General features: G+C 41.0%; 12 protein-coding genes. All 12 read right to left on the reverse strand.

Features of this window, described 5'->3' with window-relative positions; translation table 11 throughout:
- The 12 genes from MWU84_RS06410 to MWU84_RS06465 all read right to left on the reverse strand — a co-directional run bounded on the left by MWU84_RS06410 (nt 1) and on the right by MWU84_RS06465 (nt 17,957).
- Nucleotides 1-3,144: a SusC/RagA family TonB-linked outer membrane protein gene (locus MWU84_RS06410; RefSeq protein WP_246899629.1), complete on the reverse strand. Its 3,144-nt coding sequence runs from the start codon at nt 3,142-3,144 to the stop codon at nt 1-3.
- 235 nt (nt 3,145-3,379) lie between these two features.
- On the reverse strand, nt 3,380-4,669 hold the full coding sequence (locus MWU84_RS06415) for a DUF5690 family protein (protein ID WP_246899631.1): 1,290 nt from the start codon (nt 4,667-4,669) through the stop codon (nt 3,380-3,382).
- 164 nt (nt 4,670-4,833) lie between these two features.
- The gene (locus MWU84_RS06420; protein WP_246899633.1) at nt 4,834-7,335 is read right to left on the reverse strand and encodes a heavy metal translocating P-type ATPase; all 2,502 of its coding nucleotides are present in this window, start codon (nt 7,333-7,335) and stop codon (nt 4,834-4,836) included.
- 74 nt (nt 7,336-7,409) lie between these two features.
- Nucleotides 7,410-7,973, reverse strand: coding sequence for a helix-turn-helix transcriptional regulator (locus MWU84_RS06425; protein WP_246899635.1), 564 nt, complete (start codon nt 7,971-7,973; stop codon nt 7,410-7,412).
- 401 nt (nt 7,974-8,374) lie between these two features.
- Complete coding sequence (locus tag MWU84_RS06430; RefSeq protein ID WP_246899637.1) at nt 8,375-8,956, reverse strand: RidA family protein; 582 nt, start codon at nt 8,954-8,956, stop codon at nt 8,375-8,377.
- A 29-nt stretch (nt 8,957-8,985) separates the two neighbouring features.
- Entirely contained in the window at nt 8,986-10,200 is a 1,215-nt protein-coding gene (locus MWU84_RS06435) for an aminotransferase class V-fold PLP-dependent enzyme (RefSeq protein WP_246899640.1), read from the reverse strand.
- A 73-nt stretch (nt 10,201-10,273) separates the two neighbouring features.
- Entirely contained in the window at nt 10,274-11,527 is a 1,254-nt protein-coding gene (locus MWU84_RS06440) for an amidohydrolase/deacetylase family metallohydrolase (protein WP_246899642.1), read from the reverse strand.
- A 43-nt stretch (nt 11,528-11,570) separates the two neighbouring features.
- Nucleotides 11,571-13,247, reverse strand: coding sequence for a c-type cytochrome (locus MWU84_RS06445; RefSeq protein ID WP_246899645.1), 1,677 nt, complete (start codon nt 13,245-13,247; stop codon nt 11,571-11,573).
- A gap of 378 nt (nt 13,248-13,625) precedes the next feature.
- Nucleotides 13,626-14,273: a carbohydrate-binding family 9-like protein gene (locus MWU84_RS06450; RefSeq protein WP_246899648.1), complete on the reverse strand. Its 648-nt coding sequence runs from the start codon at nt 14,271-14,273 to the stop codon at nt 13,626-13,628.
- A 183-nt stretch (nt 14,274-14,456) separates the two neighbouring features.
- The gene (locus tag MWU84_RS06455) at nt 14,457-15,476 is read right to left on the reverse strand and encodes an LLM class flavin-dependent oxidoreductase (protein ID WP_246899652.1); all 1,020 of its coding nucleotides are present in this window, start codon (nt 15,474-15,476) and stop codon (nt 14,457-14,459) included.
- 124 nt (nt 15,477-15,600) lie between these two features.
- Nucleotides 15,601-17,007: a c-type cytochrome domain-containing protein gene (locus MWU84_RS06460; RefSeq protein ID WP_246899656.1), complete on the reverse strand. Its 1,407-nt coding sequence runs from the start codon at nt 17,005-17,007 to the stop codon at nt 15,601-15,603.
- Nucleotides 17,008-17,012: 5 nt separating this feature from the next.
- On the reverse strand, nt 17,013-17,957 hold the full coding sequence (locus tag MWU84_RS06465) for a hypothetical protein (RefSeq protein ID WP_246899658.1): 945 nt from the start codon (nt 17,955-17,957) through the stop codon (nt 17,013-17,015).
- Nucleotides 17,958-17,964: the final 7 nt, after the last annotated feature.

Below are 17,964 nucleotides of genomic sequence, written 5' to 3' on the forward strand. Positions count from 1 at the left end.
CTAAAATTTAACATTAACGCCTATACCAATGTACCTAGTGGAAGGATCCTGTAAATTGTTATCGTTCCCAAAATCTGGATCAATGATATCAGCTTTCTTCCATACCAATAGATTGTATCCGCTAAGGGTTACATCTAGATTTTTAACACCGTTGATATTTGCCAATTCGGTGAAGTCATATTTAAAGGAAAGGGTTCTTAATTTAAAAAAGCTACGATCGAAAATATTAGCGAATTTTTCGCTTTCCTTATAGGTCACGGCAGCCCTATACGGATAGTTCTGCGACCAAGTCTGCCAGCTCACCGCTGTAGTATTCTGAGTGTATGTCCTAGTATCGGAAATAACATCGCCATTAACATCCTGTACCAATTCCCCGCCTGTTACCTGTACCCCATCAGGGACATAAACCGGAACTCCTGCGGCGTATTCAGCATCCCTGTACTCGGTAGAATTTGGATGCTTACCGCCCCACCACATTTTTTCAACAGTTAATGAACGGATTAGTCCGCCCCATCCACCGTCTATACCTACATTAACGGTTAGGTTTTTGTACTTAAAACTGTTCTGAAGACCAAGGGTCCAATCTTGATCGTTATGTCCCAAAAGTTGTGGATAATTATCCCTAATAGGTAATCCGTTAGCACCTAAGATCAATTCTCCATCTGCAGACTTTTGCCATACAGTTGCATAGTAACTATCCGCCCTATCATTTAGTCTTAGATTATTATAGGTAGTATTGTTCCCATATATTTCGGTGATTTTCTGAACCTTTCTACTCCAATTTGCTGTAAGGTTCCAATTAAAGTCATCCGTAAGAATTGGTTTGGCATTAAGTACCACTTCCAGACCATTGGTTGTATATTCATTCCCATTTACCTTTCTATTTTCAAATCCTGAAGTGTTGGAAATTGGCAGATCTATAATCTGGTTGGTATCCACCACATTGTAATAGGTAAGGTCCAAACCAATCCTATTCTTTAAAAAAGCAGAACTTAGACCTAGCTCGAATGAATTTGAACTTTCGGGCTCTATATTGGCATTTACAAGACCATTAGGGTACTGCAATTTAATATTGCCTCCAAAAACCCCGCTATTGGTATAATAAGACTCTGTGCTATAAGGGCTCAAATCACTGGAAACCTGTGCCCATGAGCCGTAAAGCTTTAGGTAATCCACGGCTTCCGGCATGGTTACGAAATTGGAAACAACTGTACTTAAAGAAACTGATGGATAAAAGTAAGAACGATTTTCCTTAGGTAGTGTAGAAGACCAATCGTTCCTTGCGGCCGCTGTTAAAAACACTGCATTGTACAGATCCAATCCCAAAGTGGCATAAACACTATTGGTCGCCCTTTCCTGTACATAAGTACTTGCTGCTACATTACCGCTGGTATTGTTTAGGCTATACACAAACGGTACCACAAGACCATCTGTAGAATTGTATTCCTGCTGGTATTTTCTATAAAAGGTAGAAGCACCGGCGTTGACATCGAAGGAAATATCCTCGGTCAAAGATTTAGTATAAGATGCCAAAATATCGTAGTCTACGGTCAATCTTTTGGAATTCCAAGTTTTATAATCCCCTTCCCTGGCATCGCCATAATTTAAATAGGTCTTGGGACTTTGCCTGTCCTCAAAAACATCCTGTATAACAGCAGAACCTCTTCCCTGTAAGTTTAAGCCCTCGGCAATGTTATACTTTAGGACCATCTGTGCATTGATAAGATCCGCATCGTATTTTTGATTCAATTCGTTGGCGGCAAAATATACGTTGTTATACCAGGCATAGTTAAAGTTGGCCTGTCTGTATCCTTCCTGTCCGGGAACATACATATGTTCTTTAAGATCCTGACCATCAACGTCATCACCCATCCATATTAAAATGGTATACATGTGGTTCTTTGGTCCGTAGCCGTGTCTTGGATAGTTGGGCGAATACACCTTATTATAGGACAATTTACTGTCCAACGTAAGCGATTTGGACAAGTTGGTGGTAGACTTAAAAGTTAAACCTCCTGTTTTAAGACCGGAATTGGGAACCCTGTCTTTTTGGTCGGAATAATTTCCAGACAAACGGAAAGACCCTTTTTCTGACTTGCTTGATATTGCAAAATCAGTACTGGAAATATATCCAGTACCCATGAAATCCTTTAGGTTATCGTGATATTCCCATGGTGTTGGCACTCTGGAATAACGGGATTTATCATCGTATTGCGTTCCATAGACATCTCCCCACCAAGGAATGGTTTCACCTGTAACACTATCTAAAATAGGACTGTTCCATTGGGAGACCATAACTCCAGGTTCAAATTTAGGACCCCAGATCATATCTCCATCGGAAATACCCCCATCTTTACCATCCCAGAATTCATATTTACCGTTAGATCCGTTACCATATTCGGTCTGGGTTTCAGGAAAAACGGTGAATCCGGCAGATACCATAGTATTATGGGAAACAGTAATCTCCAATCCGTCAACCTTAGCGTTTTTAGTAGTAATCAATATAGCACCATTTCTACCTCTAGATCCATAAAGTGCAGATGCCGTTGTACCTTTTAACACGTTTACATTGGCAATATTATTCGCAGATACATCGTAGAAATCGGTTTCAACAGGTATCCCATCAATTACGATCAAGGGCGATTTGCCCCTTAGGGAAAATGAAGGCTTTTGAAATAGCCCGGTAGGATTGCTAACACTTAGGCCTGCCACCTGACCAGTAAATAAATTTCCCACATTGGGAGCATTTATTTCCTCTATAATCTCCACATCCATTTTTTGGGTGGCATAACCAATCTTTTTCTCTGCTCTGGTAATCCCCAAAGCCGTTACTACCACTTCATTCAATTTTTCCGAATCGGGAAGAAGTACTATTTCCGCTGATGTTTTGCCCGAAGTGGCAAATTCAGTAGGAATATATCCTATATAGGAAACGAGGAGGATATCGCTTGCCGAATTTAATTCAATTTGAAAATTTCCGTCAAAATCGGTAGCCACACCCTTGGCACTACCTTTAATGACCACCGATGCCCCTGGTAAAGGCGCATTGTTTTCATCCAAAACCGTTCCGGTAAATACTCCCTGGGAATAGCCCATGATAAATGCAAAAAAGGCAAATATCATAACAATACTTGTTTTGTTCATTCTTTTTAGTTTGTGATTTTTTAATTATTTAGTGAGCGCAAATATCCCTGGCACAGGTTAACTAAACCCTCAATTAATATTAAAAGATTGCAATGAAATGTGCTTAATTGTTAAAACAACGTTAAGGTCACAAATGAGACAAGAAAAGAACAAAATAGTACTTAAGAAGTTCTAAGAAAAGTGCATCCCTAAAAGAAATTTAAGGAGTGATAACGGGGAATAAACAGTAGAAAATTTAAACCTCTACCAAGTGTATTTCCGACTTTTCCACCAATAAATTCTTCTTGTATTTCCTTTTAAAGTAGAAAAGTGAAACTAAAGTAATAATAGACCCCAAAACGGCGATTAAATAAGTGCTGGCCATAAAGAAATTTAGCCAAGAAAGGGAGCTCTGACCAAAATTCTTATAAAGCAGTACTCCCATACTGCCCAAATAACCGAAAGCATCCGCAATATATATTAGGTATCCTGCATTGCCCTTTATACGGAAAGTGGCTATCATGCGATCGAAAAAAATACAGTTAAAAGGAACATAGCATATATAGAGTCCAAAACCAACACTGATCATCCAAAGAATAGGCGAAATTAAATCCATTTGAAACAACAAGGTAGAAAGACCAATGGCAATAGTGCCAAAAAGCAATAGGTAATGATAGGAGACAAAAGCCTTATAATTATTTTTGATCACTCCCAAAAAACCTATGATAACCAGTACCAATATGGCGATAGGCAGTTCCGATAAGGTATATATGGCGGCATCCCCCTCAAAACCTAAGGCATCCCAGATCTCCCTGGAAAAATTATCCCTGAAATCGCGCAATGCCGTTAAAAAAGTGTAGAAAAAAACCAAAATTATAATCGGGAACAAGAACGCAAGAAAAACCCTTTTCCTATCCTTTCCTGTCATAGGTTGCCGTTCTGTTCTAAGTTCCTTATCCTCCTCTGTAGGTTGGGGCATTCTATTCAATAACCAGGCAAAAAACACAAAAGGAGCCAAAAAAACAGCTCCAGTAACAGATGGCATCCAAAATTGGGACACCTGCAAGTTTTCCATAACCAAAAGACCAACAGATTTTACCGCACCACTGGATACAATAAAGCTGGAACACAAAGCCACACCCAAAAATTCGGTAAACTTTCTACCTTCCAAATATGAAAATACAATTCCCCAGACCATCCCCAACGGAAGTCCATTTATAAACATAAATATAAAATTATAGGGGGCAGGAGTTATGGCGAACAAAAGTAGACTTACCTCAGCTGCAAGAATTAAGCCCAAAAGATAATATATTCTCTTGTTGGGCTGAAGCTCGGAAATTACTTTGATACCTATAAATTTAGAAAGCATATAGCCCATAACCTGGGCTATAATCAAGATTATCTTGTAATCGACCCCAGCAAAAGAAAGATCCTCAAACGTGGCTACTGTAAAAGGCTTACGAAAGGCATACATGCAAAAATAAGTGCCAAAGGAGGCAAATGCCCCATACAGCAAAAACGAAATATCTTTTTTTACTAGCTTCAAAAATGATGGCAGTTTGGTGTAAAAGTTCTCAAAAGATAAATATTAAAAGACAATATTCCCCCCTTTTTAAGTTTAAATGAATTTTTTAAAGTTATTAGATCGTTATGTAAAGATTAAAATAATAAACCATGGTATATTTTGTCAATTTTCAGGAAGGTGCCGAATCAAGAAATATCCGCATTTCGCAATCTCAGGGCATTCGCAATTACGGAAACCGAACTAAAGCTCATGGCCAAAGCGGCTATCATGGGTGATAATAGTAGTCCAAAAAATGGATATAGAACACCAGCTGCAATGGGGACACCAAGCGTATTATATACCAGTGCAAAAAATAGGTTTTGTTTAATATTTCCCATCACCTTTACACTTAGGTTCCTAGCTTTTACAATTCCCTGTAAATCTCCCTTTACCAAAGTAATGGAGGCACTTTCAATAGCGACATCGGTGCCTGTTCCCATGGCAATCCCAACCTCGCTCTTTGCCAAGGCCGGTGCGTCGTTTATACCATCGCCTGCCACCGCCACTTTTTTGCCCTGTTCCTGTAAGCTTTCCATTTCATTCAGCTTGTCCTGAGGAAGCATCCCAGCTTTGAACTTGATAAGATCTAGTTCCCCGGCCACAGCCTTTGCCGTATCATAGTTGTCACCTGTCAACATGATTACGGATATTCCCAAAGATTGCAGTTCTGAAATGGCCTTTTTGCTTGTTTCTTTTATTTTGTCTGTAATCACAACAAATCCAACCGCAGTACCATCCACTGAAATCATGGAAACCGTTTTGCCAAGCTGCTGCTGTGATTTAACCTTATTGATAAGCACCTCCGACATTGTGGCCTTGAATTCCTCCATCATTCTTTCATTGCCCAATGCCAGCTTTTTCCCTTCGATAATTCCGGTTACGCCCTTCCCGGTGACCGAATGAAATTCCGACACCTTCAATATTTCCGCTCTTTGTTCCTTCCCGTATGCAACCGTTGCCTCCGCCAAGGGATGTTTGCTCATTTGATTGAGTGATACAATGTATTGCAACACTTCTTTCCCGGAGTATTCGTCCGAGGTGACCACGACTTTTTCCACGGATGGCTTTCCTGCTGTAATTGTTCCTGTCTTATCAATAATTAGAGTATCAATTTTGTTCATTTTCTCCAAAGCCTCCGCATTTTTCACGAGCACCCCAGATTGGGCCCCTTTACCTATTCCTACCATAACAGACATTGGTGTGGCCAAGCCCAAGGCACAGGGACAGGCTATGATCAATACCGCAATAGCATTTACCAGGGCATAGACATATTTGGGTTCGGGACCAAAAACAGCCCAAACAATAAAAGTAATTAAGGAAACCAATACCACCACAGGAACAAAATAACCTGAAATCCTATCCGCCAATTTCTGAATGGGGGCCTGACTACGACTAGCCTTATTGACCATATCAATTATTTGGGCCAGCAAAGTGTCCGAGCCCACTTTTTCCGCTTTCATCACAAAGGATTGGTTTCCATTGATAGTTCCGGAACTAACTTGGTCCCCTTTATTCTTATCCACCGGTATGGGTTCTCCCGTAATCATGGATTCGTCCACTGAGCTCATTCCCTCATGAATGACCCCATCCACAGGAATCTTGTCTCCGGGTTTGACCCGCAGCATATCCCCAATTTCAATTTTATCGATGGCAATAACTTCTTCCTTTCCATCCACCACTTTAATGGCTTTATTGGGCGCCAGTTTCAACAGCTCTTTTACAGCATTGTTGGTCTTACTATGGGCCCGGGCCTCCAAAAGCTGCCCCAACAAAACTAGGGTCAATATTACTGTAGCGGCCTCAAAATAAACATGTACGGTACCGTGATGGGTTTTGAACTGGGAAGGGAAAATATCCGGAAAAAGCATCCCGAACACACTAAATAACCAGGCCACCCCAGATCCAATCCCAATAAGGGTAAACATATTTAAATTCCATGTCATTATGGAGCGATAAGCCCTCTCAAAAAACATCCAAGTTGCATAAAATACCACGGGAATGGACAATCCAAATTGGATCCAATTCCAATATTTCATATCCAAAATAGCATACAATGGGTTATTGGGAACCATCTCCGACATGGCAATAAGAAAAATTGGCAACGTAAAGGCAAGGGCTAGCCAAAACTTCTTCAATAATTTTTTATAGTTTTTCTCCTCTGCGGAAATATCTGCCTTTAGTGGCACAAGATCCATTCCACAGATGGAACAGGACCCTGGTTCATCCTCAATAATCTCAGGGTGCATGGGACAGGTGTATGGCGTCCCGTCATTGACATTCATTTTTACCTCTTCCACCAAATCCATTCCACAAACCGGACAATCCCCCCATTGATCATAGGTCTTATCTCCCTCACAATGCATGGGACAATAAAACGTTCCTGTACCGGACCCACTAGACTTTTGTTTTTTAGGGGAATGATCCTCGTGTTCTTCCCTTGGCATAGAAATACCATAGGCACCGCCATCATCTTCCAAGGCCTTTTTAAATGTGGATAGAGGTATATGCCCGTCCATTTCAATGATAGCTTCGGCCTTTTCCAGATCTACCGTTGCGTGGGTAACGCCTTCCACCGCATTTAAGGTATTCTCTACATGCGCCCTGCAACCGTTACAGGTCATTCCGTGTATCTTATAGGTGTGTCTCATCTCCAAGCATTTTTAATTCGTAAGTAAAAATAGTCATATCGACACGGAACACTTTTTAGAATTATGGAGTTTCTTTACATAATTTTGTCCAGCGGTTTTCTATCCCATTGTTGTAATTTTTTGTACTCTCCCATAGACATGCCGGTGACCGACTTAAACTGCGAGGCCAAATGACTGCTACTTTTGTAATTTAAGGTATAAGCTATTTCAGAAAAATTGAGCTCGTTCATTTGGATGAGCTCCTTGGCCTTTTCGATCTTTAGATCGATATAGTATTTTTCTATGGTCATCCCTTTCGCCTTACTGAACGTTTTACTTAAAATGGAATACTCTTTATTTAGTTTTTTGGAGAGGTACATAGACATGTTTTGGGAGAGATCCTTTTCCGAAGTATTGATAGATTTAATTAATTCGATTTTTATATTTTCAATAATCATTTCGGTAGTATCCTTCACTAGTTCGAAGCCATTGCTCTTAAGGATACCCTCTATATCGTCAATATTAATATCCTTGTGCTCCTTATAAACGATTTCTCCCAATTCTATGGACACCATGGTTATCCCCGCTTTTTCAAACTCTTGTTGCAGAAGAGTTTTACATCGGTCACAAACCATATTTTTGATTAGGAGTTTTTTCATCTGTTAAAGATTTGAAATTAGGGTATAGCCCAGCCTTAGTTGCGGACTTTTCCAAAAACTATCATAAAAGGTATTAAACCTCAGGGCAAGCCCTGAACCCAATAATAGGAAGCGACCCAAGGATCGAGGTATTGAACCTAGATCCCGCCGAAAAAGGCGGGATTAGTTCAACTTACAATTTTCAGTGCGTCTTACTGACTTCTCAAAATTGAGTTTAACTAATAAATATAACAATATTCCTCTTCAAAAACTGGGAAGGGGAATTCATTAATACTCATAGTTCGTTGGTTACATAAAAATCGCCCCCGACTCATTAATAGAATTACAACAGCTGTAAGCCGGCGCCCATAGCAGATTACATTGTGACAGTATAAAAGAAAAAAAACAGATTTATTTCAAATTTAATCCGGCATTACCTCTACGATCATTTCAATCTCCACGGCTATATTTCCGGGAAGGGACCCCATACCTACTGCAGCACGGGCATGTTTACCCCTATCTCCAAATACGGCCACCATTAAATCTGAATATCCATTGATCACCTTGGGATGATCGGGAAAATCCGGTCCTGCATTTACCATTCCCAAGACTTTAACCACCCGAACTACCTTATTTAGGTTTCCCAATTCCGATTTTAAGACGGATAACTGATTGATCCCCGTAATTCGGGCAGCCTCATAACCCTCCTCTATGGTTAGATCTGTCCCGACCTTACCCTCTATATTTTCCCCATTGGCTTGCAAAGGGCCTTTTCCGGAGAGAAAGATGAGATTTCCAGAGCGAACGGCATTTACATAATTCGCTACTGGAGCACTGGCCTCCATTAAGGTTATGCCCATTTCCTTAAGTTTTTCCTCCGGATCATAATCGGCCGGGATCACAGGAGTTTCAATATTAACTGGCGCCTCCACATCTTCTTTTTTTGTATTGCAGGAAATGGTCATGAAGGCTATTAAAAGGACTAAAAAATACTTAAAATTCATACGCTTATTTTTAAAATATACTCTATTAACTATACATTCTCCAATACTTCCCTAATTCGTTTGGCGACTATTCTTTCCTGCCCGGGATCCATCATCCAGGTGGTCATGCCTATTGTTTCCTTGTCGCCCACTGTAGCTATCGCGGGGTGGCCTTCCATTAACTTTTTCCTGGCTTCTTCTGGGGTTATCTTAACTAAATTGCTATCCCATTTAATTCGCAGGGAAGGGACGTGGTTGGCATAAGGGGGCACATGTATTTCTGTCTGCACTCCTTTTACGGATAGGGCACTGTCGCTAATTAATTTGATTTGATTTTCCCATAGCTCCCATTCCTTTTCATGATCTTTGGCCAAATACATTTCCAGGGCCACCAACATCCCCAAAACCTCTTCCTTGTTTACTTTCATCCCCCTACCAATAGTGCTTCCACGTGGTGGAGTATGTATCCTAGCCGCTTTAATAAGGTCCTTTTTGCCTAACAATAATCCAGCACTCTGCGGCCCCCTAATTCCTTTTCCTCCTGAAAAGGCCACTAAATCGAACCCCATCTTGGTAAATTTAAATAAGTTCTCCACTGGGGGTACGTCAGCGGCACAATCTATAAAAGTCGGAATATTGTGTTTTTTTCCAATAGCTAAAAATTCATCATATTTAATCTCACCATTGTCCGTATTGGCATTTAAAAACCAGAGCATTGCCGTGTTTTTATTAATGGCCTTCTCCATCTCCTTGGCTGTTTTTACCACCACTAGTTTGGCACCAACATTTAAAAGGGCATGGGTATAACCAATATTATGGCCTTCCTGAATTATTACTTCGTGCTTTAGTCCGTTAGTATCAGGAAGTTGGGCGGCTATTTTGGAATCCATTCCAGAAATGACCCCCGCTAGACCTATGGACATGGCCCCGAATGCCCCTGAAGATACCGTAGCATATTCACACTCTAACAATTCGGCTATTCTTTCGCCAACCTTGTCCTGAAGCTCATCCAAATCTACATATTCGGTAGCACCAAATACAATAGCCGAGGTCACCTCGTCGGCCATTAATGAACCGGTCATAGAAGTATAGGTTCCAGCAGCATTAATAAATGTGCGTATCCCAAGCTCCTTGAAAAAATTCCGTTTTGCCGGTTCGGTTACTGCCGCACTAAGCAGTTGTGGTGTTAATAGTCCCGTACCTACCAGTCCGCCCACCACTGGTACACTGGATAAGGTTTTTAATAATTTTCTCCTACTAAGCATAATTCATTTTTTATAGATTAATCCAAGTCAACAATACAATGTATTTACTACAGTTAGTTCCAAGTAAGCGAGCTTATTTGGAATTCCACATGGGTCGGGAAATACCATTCAGGTCCCATACCACTGCACCCTCCCTTAGGGTTAGTTCACATTCCAATTTTTGGTCGCCCATCATTCTCTTTCCCTGTGTATCAATAAAACCGAAGTTCCCCTTTCTTAGGTTTAGAATTGTTAGGTCCGCCACAGCTCCGACCGTTAAGTGTCCCAAATCCGTACGTTTAATATATTGGGAAGGATTCCAAGTCGCACACTCGATGACCTGTTTTGGGGTCAACCCCATATTGATGAACTTCGACATAATATTGAGCATATCCTTCATTCCCCCGTTCATACTTCCCGTATGCAGATCCGTGCTTATGGAATTAGGTAAAAAACCCTGTTTTATGGCCGGAATGGCTTGCTCAAATACAAAGCTGCCACCGCCATGGCCAACATCAAAAACAATCCCACGTTTTTGGGCGTCGAAGACATACTTCCTTACCTTGCCATTTTCATCCACTACAGGAGTTCTTCCTTTTACATGGGCATAGGCATGGGTAAAGATGTCCCCAGGACGAAGTTTTTCAATGAGCAATGTTTCCAAGGACAACTCGGGTTCACTGCCCCCAAAATCGATCATAACCGGTATATCTGCCAAGTTACCCGCTTCAACCACCTTATTTACAGGCTCCCAGTCAAAGCCACTGTAATGGGCCAATTTTACCCCTACTATAGTACCCTTGTTCTGCAAGGCCACGTAAGCGGTCATCTTAGGGTTCATATCCTCTATATTCTGTTCAATGGCTCCCCCCTTCATGCCCGATCCTATGATGTTTAAGAAGGACAATACCCTTGTTTTGGATTTATCTATCGTCTGTGCCTTGAACGTCTTAAAATTCTTCCATCCGGCACCTCCTACATCAACTATAGTGGTAACGCCACTTCTAAAGGTAAACCCATCAGGGGGCAAGGCACTATAACTATTACTTAGGTACGCATCTTCCTCGGTCCCAAAAAAATTGTGCCCATGAATATCAAGGAGTCCGGGAGCCACTATTAACCCCTTTGCATCTATCACCGTTTTGGCCAGGTTTTCTGGAATTTTGGAATCGACTTTCGCTATTTTACCATCTTTTATGGCCACATCCGCTACTTGGTCCAGATTATTTTTCGCGTCTATTACATGCCCCCCCTTGACCAAGATGTCGTAGTCCTGTGCGGTCAAGGAAGAAGTTGTAGCTAGTAATAAAACAATAATCCAAATCCGATTTTTTAGTGTATTTTTCATTTTTTAAAAGTATTAGTTGATATAAACACCTAGCCTATAATTTCTATAAACTGATTCTTGCCTTTTTTACGTCTTCCTTACTTATCTCTCCTGCATCATTCCCAAAATTGGTCCTAATATAGGTCAGTACATCGGCCACCTCTTCATCGCTCAAAAAACTGTGCTGTGGCATTACCCCATTGTAGACCTCCCCATTCACCTCGATGGAGCCTTCCATTCCTTTTAAAATTACGTTTATCAACCTCTCCTTGTCCCCTACTACCCAGTCCGTCCCGTTCAAAGGCGGAAACCTACCAGTGGCTCCTTGGCCATCCTTTTGATGACAGGTACTACAATAGGTGTAATAAACTTTTTCACCGCCTGTAAATTCACCAGCCAAAAGATTATCCTTGTTTACATCCGGTGTTCTTATGTGCGACAACAATTTTCTTTTTTCCATTTCAGCCAATTGTTCTTGGCCAAATTTACCCTTGTTGCCCTCGAATATAATCTTCCATATTGTCCCTTTGACCGAATCCGAAATATACATACTGTCGTCTGGACCAAAAGCAATACCCATGGGCCTGTAATGGGCATCTTTAACACTTACAATAGGATCTACCACCGCAAAACCATCCGCAAAAATTTCCCAATCACCGCTAGGCTTACCATCCTTAAAAGGAACAAATCCCACAAAATACCCGGATTGGGGGTAAGGTGCTCTATTGGTTGAGCCATGAAAGGCAATAAAAGCCCCATTTTTATATCGTTCTGGCAACTTGTCACCATCATAAAAAACCAAATCGTTTGGTGCCCAGTGTCCAGGAAAGCCCATTATAGGGTCATCAAATTCCTGACATCTCCCAATTATGTTTCCGTCGCCCCCATATTCAGGAGCAAGCACCTTTTTCTCCTGCATTTGGTCATAATAACAATAGGGCCATCCAAAATTTGAACCTTCAGTAACCCTTATAAATTCTTCAGAAGGGAGCAAGGCACTTTCCCAACCGGAATAGATATTTGGAAATAATCTCAGCAAATCATCCCGTCCGTGCATTACAATATACAGATTTTCGTCCTCAGAATTCCAATCCATGGCCACAACACTCCGTATGCCTGAGGCATATTTGTAACCGTCTTTTTGGGTCTGTCCCAGTTTGTTGGCATCAAAACGCCAAACACCGGCATGGTCCTCCAATTGTGGACATGGATCTATCCCAGGTGCCCCAGAGGTCCGTTTAGGGTTTTGACACGCATTGGAAGGGGCACCAAAGGGAACATACATATAGCCCTTATTATCAAAAGCAATTGGCTTTCCAATGTGTTCATGCTTACCATGCTCATGGTCATCGGTCATGACTATTTCCATTTCCCCTTCGGGAATTAATGTTCCTGGTTTTAACTTATAGCGATAAACTACCAACTCAGAACTAAAATATAAATAACCGTTGTAGATCCTCATGGCGGTGGAATAACTCCATTTCTGAAGCTTACGGTAAGCCCCGAATTTTTCCATGACATCTGCCCTGCCATCATTATTTTTATCCTGCAGGACTACTATTCCCCCCTTTTCACTTGAATTTCTAAGTTTGCCATATAATATGCCATCATCGGTCACTGCTATGTGTCGCACCTTTTCCTCCACACTGTCCACAACCACGACCGCCTTGAATCCATCGGGTAAAAAAAGACCTGCGTTAGGTGGCTGCTCCACACATTCGACCAAAGTAAATACAGGCACAATACAAAAAATTAGTTTTTTGAAATGAGGGGAAATGGGCATTGATTGTATATTTAATAAACCTGTGATTGACTCTCCATCATGGGCAATTTTCACCAAAACCAATTATTCCCCAAATATGATTTGGACTGGAATTGTTGTATTACCCGATAATAATATATTCAGCCTGCATGTAATTCCTGCCTTAAACTTTATAAGATGTGTACGAACACATCTTAAATTTAATAATACTTTGGAAAATCTACCTATTTTATTTCCAATATTTAACAATTAAATTGTCCAATTGAAATAAAAGTGCGATTTCTATTGAAGGATTACAAAAAATACCCCTTTAAAATATCTTGCTCCTGAAGTGACTTGGAATTACCCTGTTATTCTTTATTGAAAAATTAGTTTGCCAAAAAATTCGGGTCTGTGATAATCGGGCTTTTCGGTTCCAACCGGATTCCAGGTCAGATAATGGCGTTGTGAAGTAGCGTCGCCACACTTATAAAAATTTGCTCCGCCCTGTAAACCCTTTAATTTAATCTCGGGATTATAGGTTAGGATTTCAGCAGGTATGAGTATGGTCATTTCCCATGTAAAATCGCCTGTCCTTTCCGTGAAAGTTTGAGCTCCCAGGGAGCTTTGTACCTCAATCAAATTGCGTATAGTATTTGGGTCAACAAATTGACGCTGACCTCTTCCCGGACCATAAGCCAAATGCACAGTGCCAATACAATTGAATTCAAAATTATAATAATTCCCGTCGCCCGAGGGATCAAAAAAGAATTCCACACAACTGTCCCGGGCCACTGGACCATTAGTCTCTCCAACGCTGGCAAGTATGTGATTTTCCTTGACATAATATTTTAGCCAAATGGCATTATTGCTGTGCGCTATCCTGAAAGCCACATCGGGCCGGTAAGAAAATTGATCCCAATTTATTAAGTCGATCGTCTGCAGTTCAGCATGCTCTTCCAAGAGTTGGGATACCTGTTCCAAACCAGCTTGTCCTTTAAATTCTATTTCTTTGACCTTTAGCATTTTCTCCTGACTTTGTATTTCAGATTTGCAAGACATCATTATCCCGCATAGGCACAAAATAAAAAATTTCCTTTTACACATATGGCAAATCTTATAATAGTACAAATTAGCTAAAATTTGTCATCCACACTTCATGAAGCCAAAATTATGAACATAGGAATAAATAAACCTTATAAAGGAACATTACTCCCCACTTAGTAGACTACTCAAAATTTCATAGGACTTTAAACGGTCCTGATGATCAAAAATGTGGGATACCGCCATTATTTCATTGACCCGGGTTGCTTCAATAAAATCGGTAAGCTGTGCCTTTATAGTTTCTCTTGATCCTACAAAACTATAGTGCATCATTTGTTGTATTTGGGCTTTTTCCATCCCCTGCCAAATACCATCCATACTCTCTACTGGCGGTGGCAAAGGCCTTCTTGTATTCCTTATAATTCCTAGGGCCAATTGTTGAAGGCTGGTCTCCAAGTATCTGGCCTTTTCGTCCGTTTCAGCAGCAATCACATTTACACAGGCAATAGTATAGGGAGCCTTACATTGTAGTGAAGCCTCAAAATTTTGATGGTAAAGCCTAAGGGCCTCGTGCAAATGGGTTGGTGCAAAATGACTCGCAAAAGCATATGGCAATCCCTTTGCACCCGCCAATTGTGCACTAAAGGTGCTTGAACCCAGTAAATATATTGGAATCTCCAGGCCTTCTCCAGGAATGGCCCGCACCGCTGCATGACTGTTTTCTTTAGAAAAATAGGTCTGTAAGGCTACTATATCCCTTGGAAAATCATGAACAGTTTCCGTTCGATCCCTTCTTAAGGCTTTTGCCGTTAGTTGATCGGTTCCCGGAGCTCTTCCCAAACCCAGGTCCACCCTCCCTGGATAAAGTGTCTCCAAGGTGCCAAATTGTTCCGCCACAATTAAAGGGGCGTGATTGGGCAACATAACTCCACCCGAGCCTACCCTAATTGTCTTGGTACCCTGGGCAATATGTCCTATTAAAATCGGTGTGGCCGAACTCACCAAGCTTTCCATATTGTGATGCTCGGAAATCCAAAACCGCTCATAGCCCAAATTTTCCACATGTTGAGCCAATTCCAAGCTTTTCTGAATGGATTGCAGTGCTGTTGATCCCTCGGCTACAGGCACCAAATCCAAAACAGAGAGTTTTGTGTTCCCTAAATTTTTATTGTTCTTACGCTCCATTTTTCCTGTATTTTCAAGTGGTGTTAGAAAGTCTTAGTCGAACAGGGTTATCATTTCTTATACGAAACAAATTTATGAAGTTTACCATCCAAAAAAATGTACAAATTACCCTTGAAAAGCAAAATTACTCCCGCTCATAAATAATGGTAAGGCCTGGATTTTCCTTTTCTAATTGGATTATGGTTTCCTTTTTTACTTCGGTTTGCCAGAGATAGATTTTCTTTAACTTAGTTAGTTGGGGCACCAGCTCCAAAATACCTTTTGAAACTTTAGTGCCATATAGATTAAGCGATTCCAAATTCTCCAACTGCGACAAGCTTTTTAATCCCGCATCGGTAATTTCATTTCCTTTGAGGTCAAGCTTTACCAAATTATGTAATAACCCGATTTTTTCGAGATACGCGTCCTTCACCTTGGAATTACCCAGGTTTAACCAAACCAAATGCTCCTTTAGACCTAATAGAACGTCTATATCGGATGCCTTAAGAGTGTATTCACTCAAACTGTAATTGGCGTCCAGAAAATAATTATCCTTCATCAAAGGATTGATTACAAATCCACGACTTATTAAGGAATCGACCACAGCCCGATCGGGAGGAGGAATTTTATTATTAAAAAGATTGTTCTTATCCAATCCAAGATAGTTACTTACCAAAGAGGAGAGTGATTTTTCTGTATCCAATTGGGTAACAAAACCGCTGGACGGTGCTCCCATTTTGATCCACCATTTGATCAACACTACTTCTTGGTCCGTCAACGGCAGTTTTCCCTCTGATGGCATAAAATCGTCATGCTCCATAGGTAGGGTAATCCTTCGTACCAATTCACTCTTCAGGGCATCGCCCGGTACAATGGTGTTATCACTTTCACCTCCAAGCATCATCATCTCATAGGAAGTAAGCATAAGGCCTCCTTTCTTTTTCCCTTCGTTATGACAACTAACACATTTGGATTGCATCATGGGCAATACCAAATCCAGAAACACATCAGCAGAATCCAAAACGGCAACTTTTTTACGTGGCTCCATCTTGGAGGGCAATCCGGCCATATTCCTAACGGGATTGGGGGCATATTGCCATAAATAGGTGGAACCATGGGTTAAGTTGCCTCCCAAATGCCCTGTATACATTAGTAAAAAACCGATTAAAAAAACTAAGATCCATTTAGGAACAGATAGGGAGTTGTTCCATTTTTTATTGATAAAGTAACACCCAAAGGACAAAAACATTACTGCAATACCAGCCCATTGGTGATAAAACAAGGTATCCTCATCATAATCGCCACTAAGGGATAGGAAATAACCAAAAATTACAGCCACAACTGCACTTACCGCTCCCATAAACCATGCTAATGGGGTGTAAATCGCCAAAGGCTTGTATTTGGGCCAGCGGGAAGCCATTTGTATCAAAATGGCCATAATAAGGAAACCTATGGGAAGATGTACCACTACTGGGTGAAATCTTCCTAAAAACAGCAGGATATCTGGCGGATTATCCAAAATACCCCCAATCATTAACAAAACAAAACCCATTTATGCTATTTAAGAGGAGTACCCTTCAAAGGTTTTCCATTGGTAGTCAAAATCTGAAAGTGATGCACTCTATGTCCGTCGTAACTCCAGACCAAGGATTTATCGGGAGACACCTCAAACAGTTTTATTCCCTTTTGTGCCCCGTAACTGGCAATTACCGTATTTCCGTTGGGTAATCTTTGAGCTCCGCAAGGGTCAACAAATGGAGACTCCTTTACATGGGCATTGTTTATTTCCCAAACCACTTTGCCATTGGCATCAAACTCTACCACCTTGTTTCCATGGGTTAAAGTAACTAAGGTATTGCCATTATCCAAGCGAATAGCCGTAAAGGGCCAATTTTCTGCTTCCCTACCTCCCAAATCTGCCAAATCCGTTCTAAAAACATTTACCACATTACCGTCCGGTTGGTATTCCTTAACGGCAAAGGCCAATAAATGGGGTGCCAAGTAATTTCCATTGGGCAATTTCCTGGCCATTCGTGTCTGCATATGAATATTATCGGTATCTGGTTTTAGAGGAACACTTTTAACCACCTCCCCTTTTTTATTAACTTCAACTATTCTTGGATTTGATCCTGATTCGGTAATCATAGTATTGCCATTGGACAAACGCACCGCAGTTCCCAATTCCATAGTTTTCTCTGCTCGGGAATAGGTGAAAACCACCTTCTTTTTCTTATTGTATTCCCGCACTTCGTCTGCCCAACAAATAAGGATATTGCCATTTTTTAAGACATAACCGTCCCTTGCGCCCTTTTTTCCGGAATCCCAAATTTCCTCTCCATCCTCTCCAATAATCCCTGTAAAATTCGGTCCCGCTATAAAAAACGAATGCCTAATTTCTTTTGCCTTTATGGGGAAAAGATCAGGTCGAAAAGTAATGGCCTGATTTACAAAAAACAGGGGGGACATCATTAATAAGAGCAGTCCTTTGCTAAAAATATTCATTCGCGTG

It is taken from the genome of Arenibacter sp. F20364 (assembly GCF_023015905.1).
GTDB lineage: Bacteria > Bacteroidota > Bacteroidia > Flavobacteriales > Flavobacteriaceae > Arenibacter.

Excerpts from the sequence above, each read along its gene's own strand:
- MWU84_RS06460 (WP_246899656.1), bottom strand. The coding sequence starts at position 17,007 with ATGGGTTTTGTTTTGTTAATGATTGGGGGTATTTTGGATAATCCGCCA.
- MWU84_RS06450 (WP_246899648.1), bottom strand. The coding sequence starts at position 14,273 with ATGCTAAAGGTCAAAGAAATAGAATTTAAAGGACAAGCTGGTTTGGAA.
- MWU84_RS06455 (WP_246899652.1), bottom strand. The coding sequence starts at position 15,476 with ATGGAGCGTAAGAACAATAAAAATTTAGGGAACACAAAACTCTCTGTT.
- MWU84_RS06425 (WP_246899635.1), bottom strand. The coding sequence starts at position 7,973 with ATGAAAAAACTCCTAATCAAAAATATGGTTTGTGACCGATGTAAAACT.
- MWU84_RS06435 (WP_246899640.1), bottom strand. The coding sequence starts at position 10,200 with ATGCTTAGTAGGAGAAAATTATTAAAAACCTTATCCAGTGTACCAGTG.
- MWU84_RS06420 (WP_246899633.1), bottom strand. The coding sequence starts at position 7,335 with ATGAGACACACCTATAAGATACACGGAATGACCTGTAACGGTTGCAGG.
- MWU84_RS06430 (WP_246899637.1), bottom strand. The coding sequence starts at position 8,956 with ATGAATTTTAAGTATTTTTTAGTCCTTTTAATAGCCTTCATGACCATT.
- MWU84_RS06440 (WP_246899642.1), bottom strand. The coding sequence starts at position 11,527 with ATGAAAAATACACTAAAAAATCGGATTTGGATTATTGTTTTATTACTA.
- MWU84_RS06465 (WP_246899658.1), bottom strand. The coding sequence starts at position 17,957 with ATGAATATTTTTAGCAAAGGACTGCTCTTATTAATGATGTCCCCCCTG.
- MWU84_RS06410 (WP_246899629.1), bottom strand. The coding sequence starts at position 3,144 with ATGAACAAAACAAGTATTGTTATGATATTTGCCTTTTTTGCATTTATC.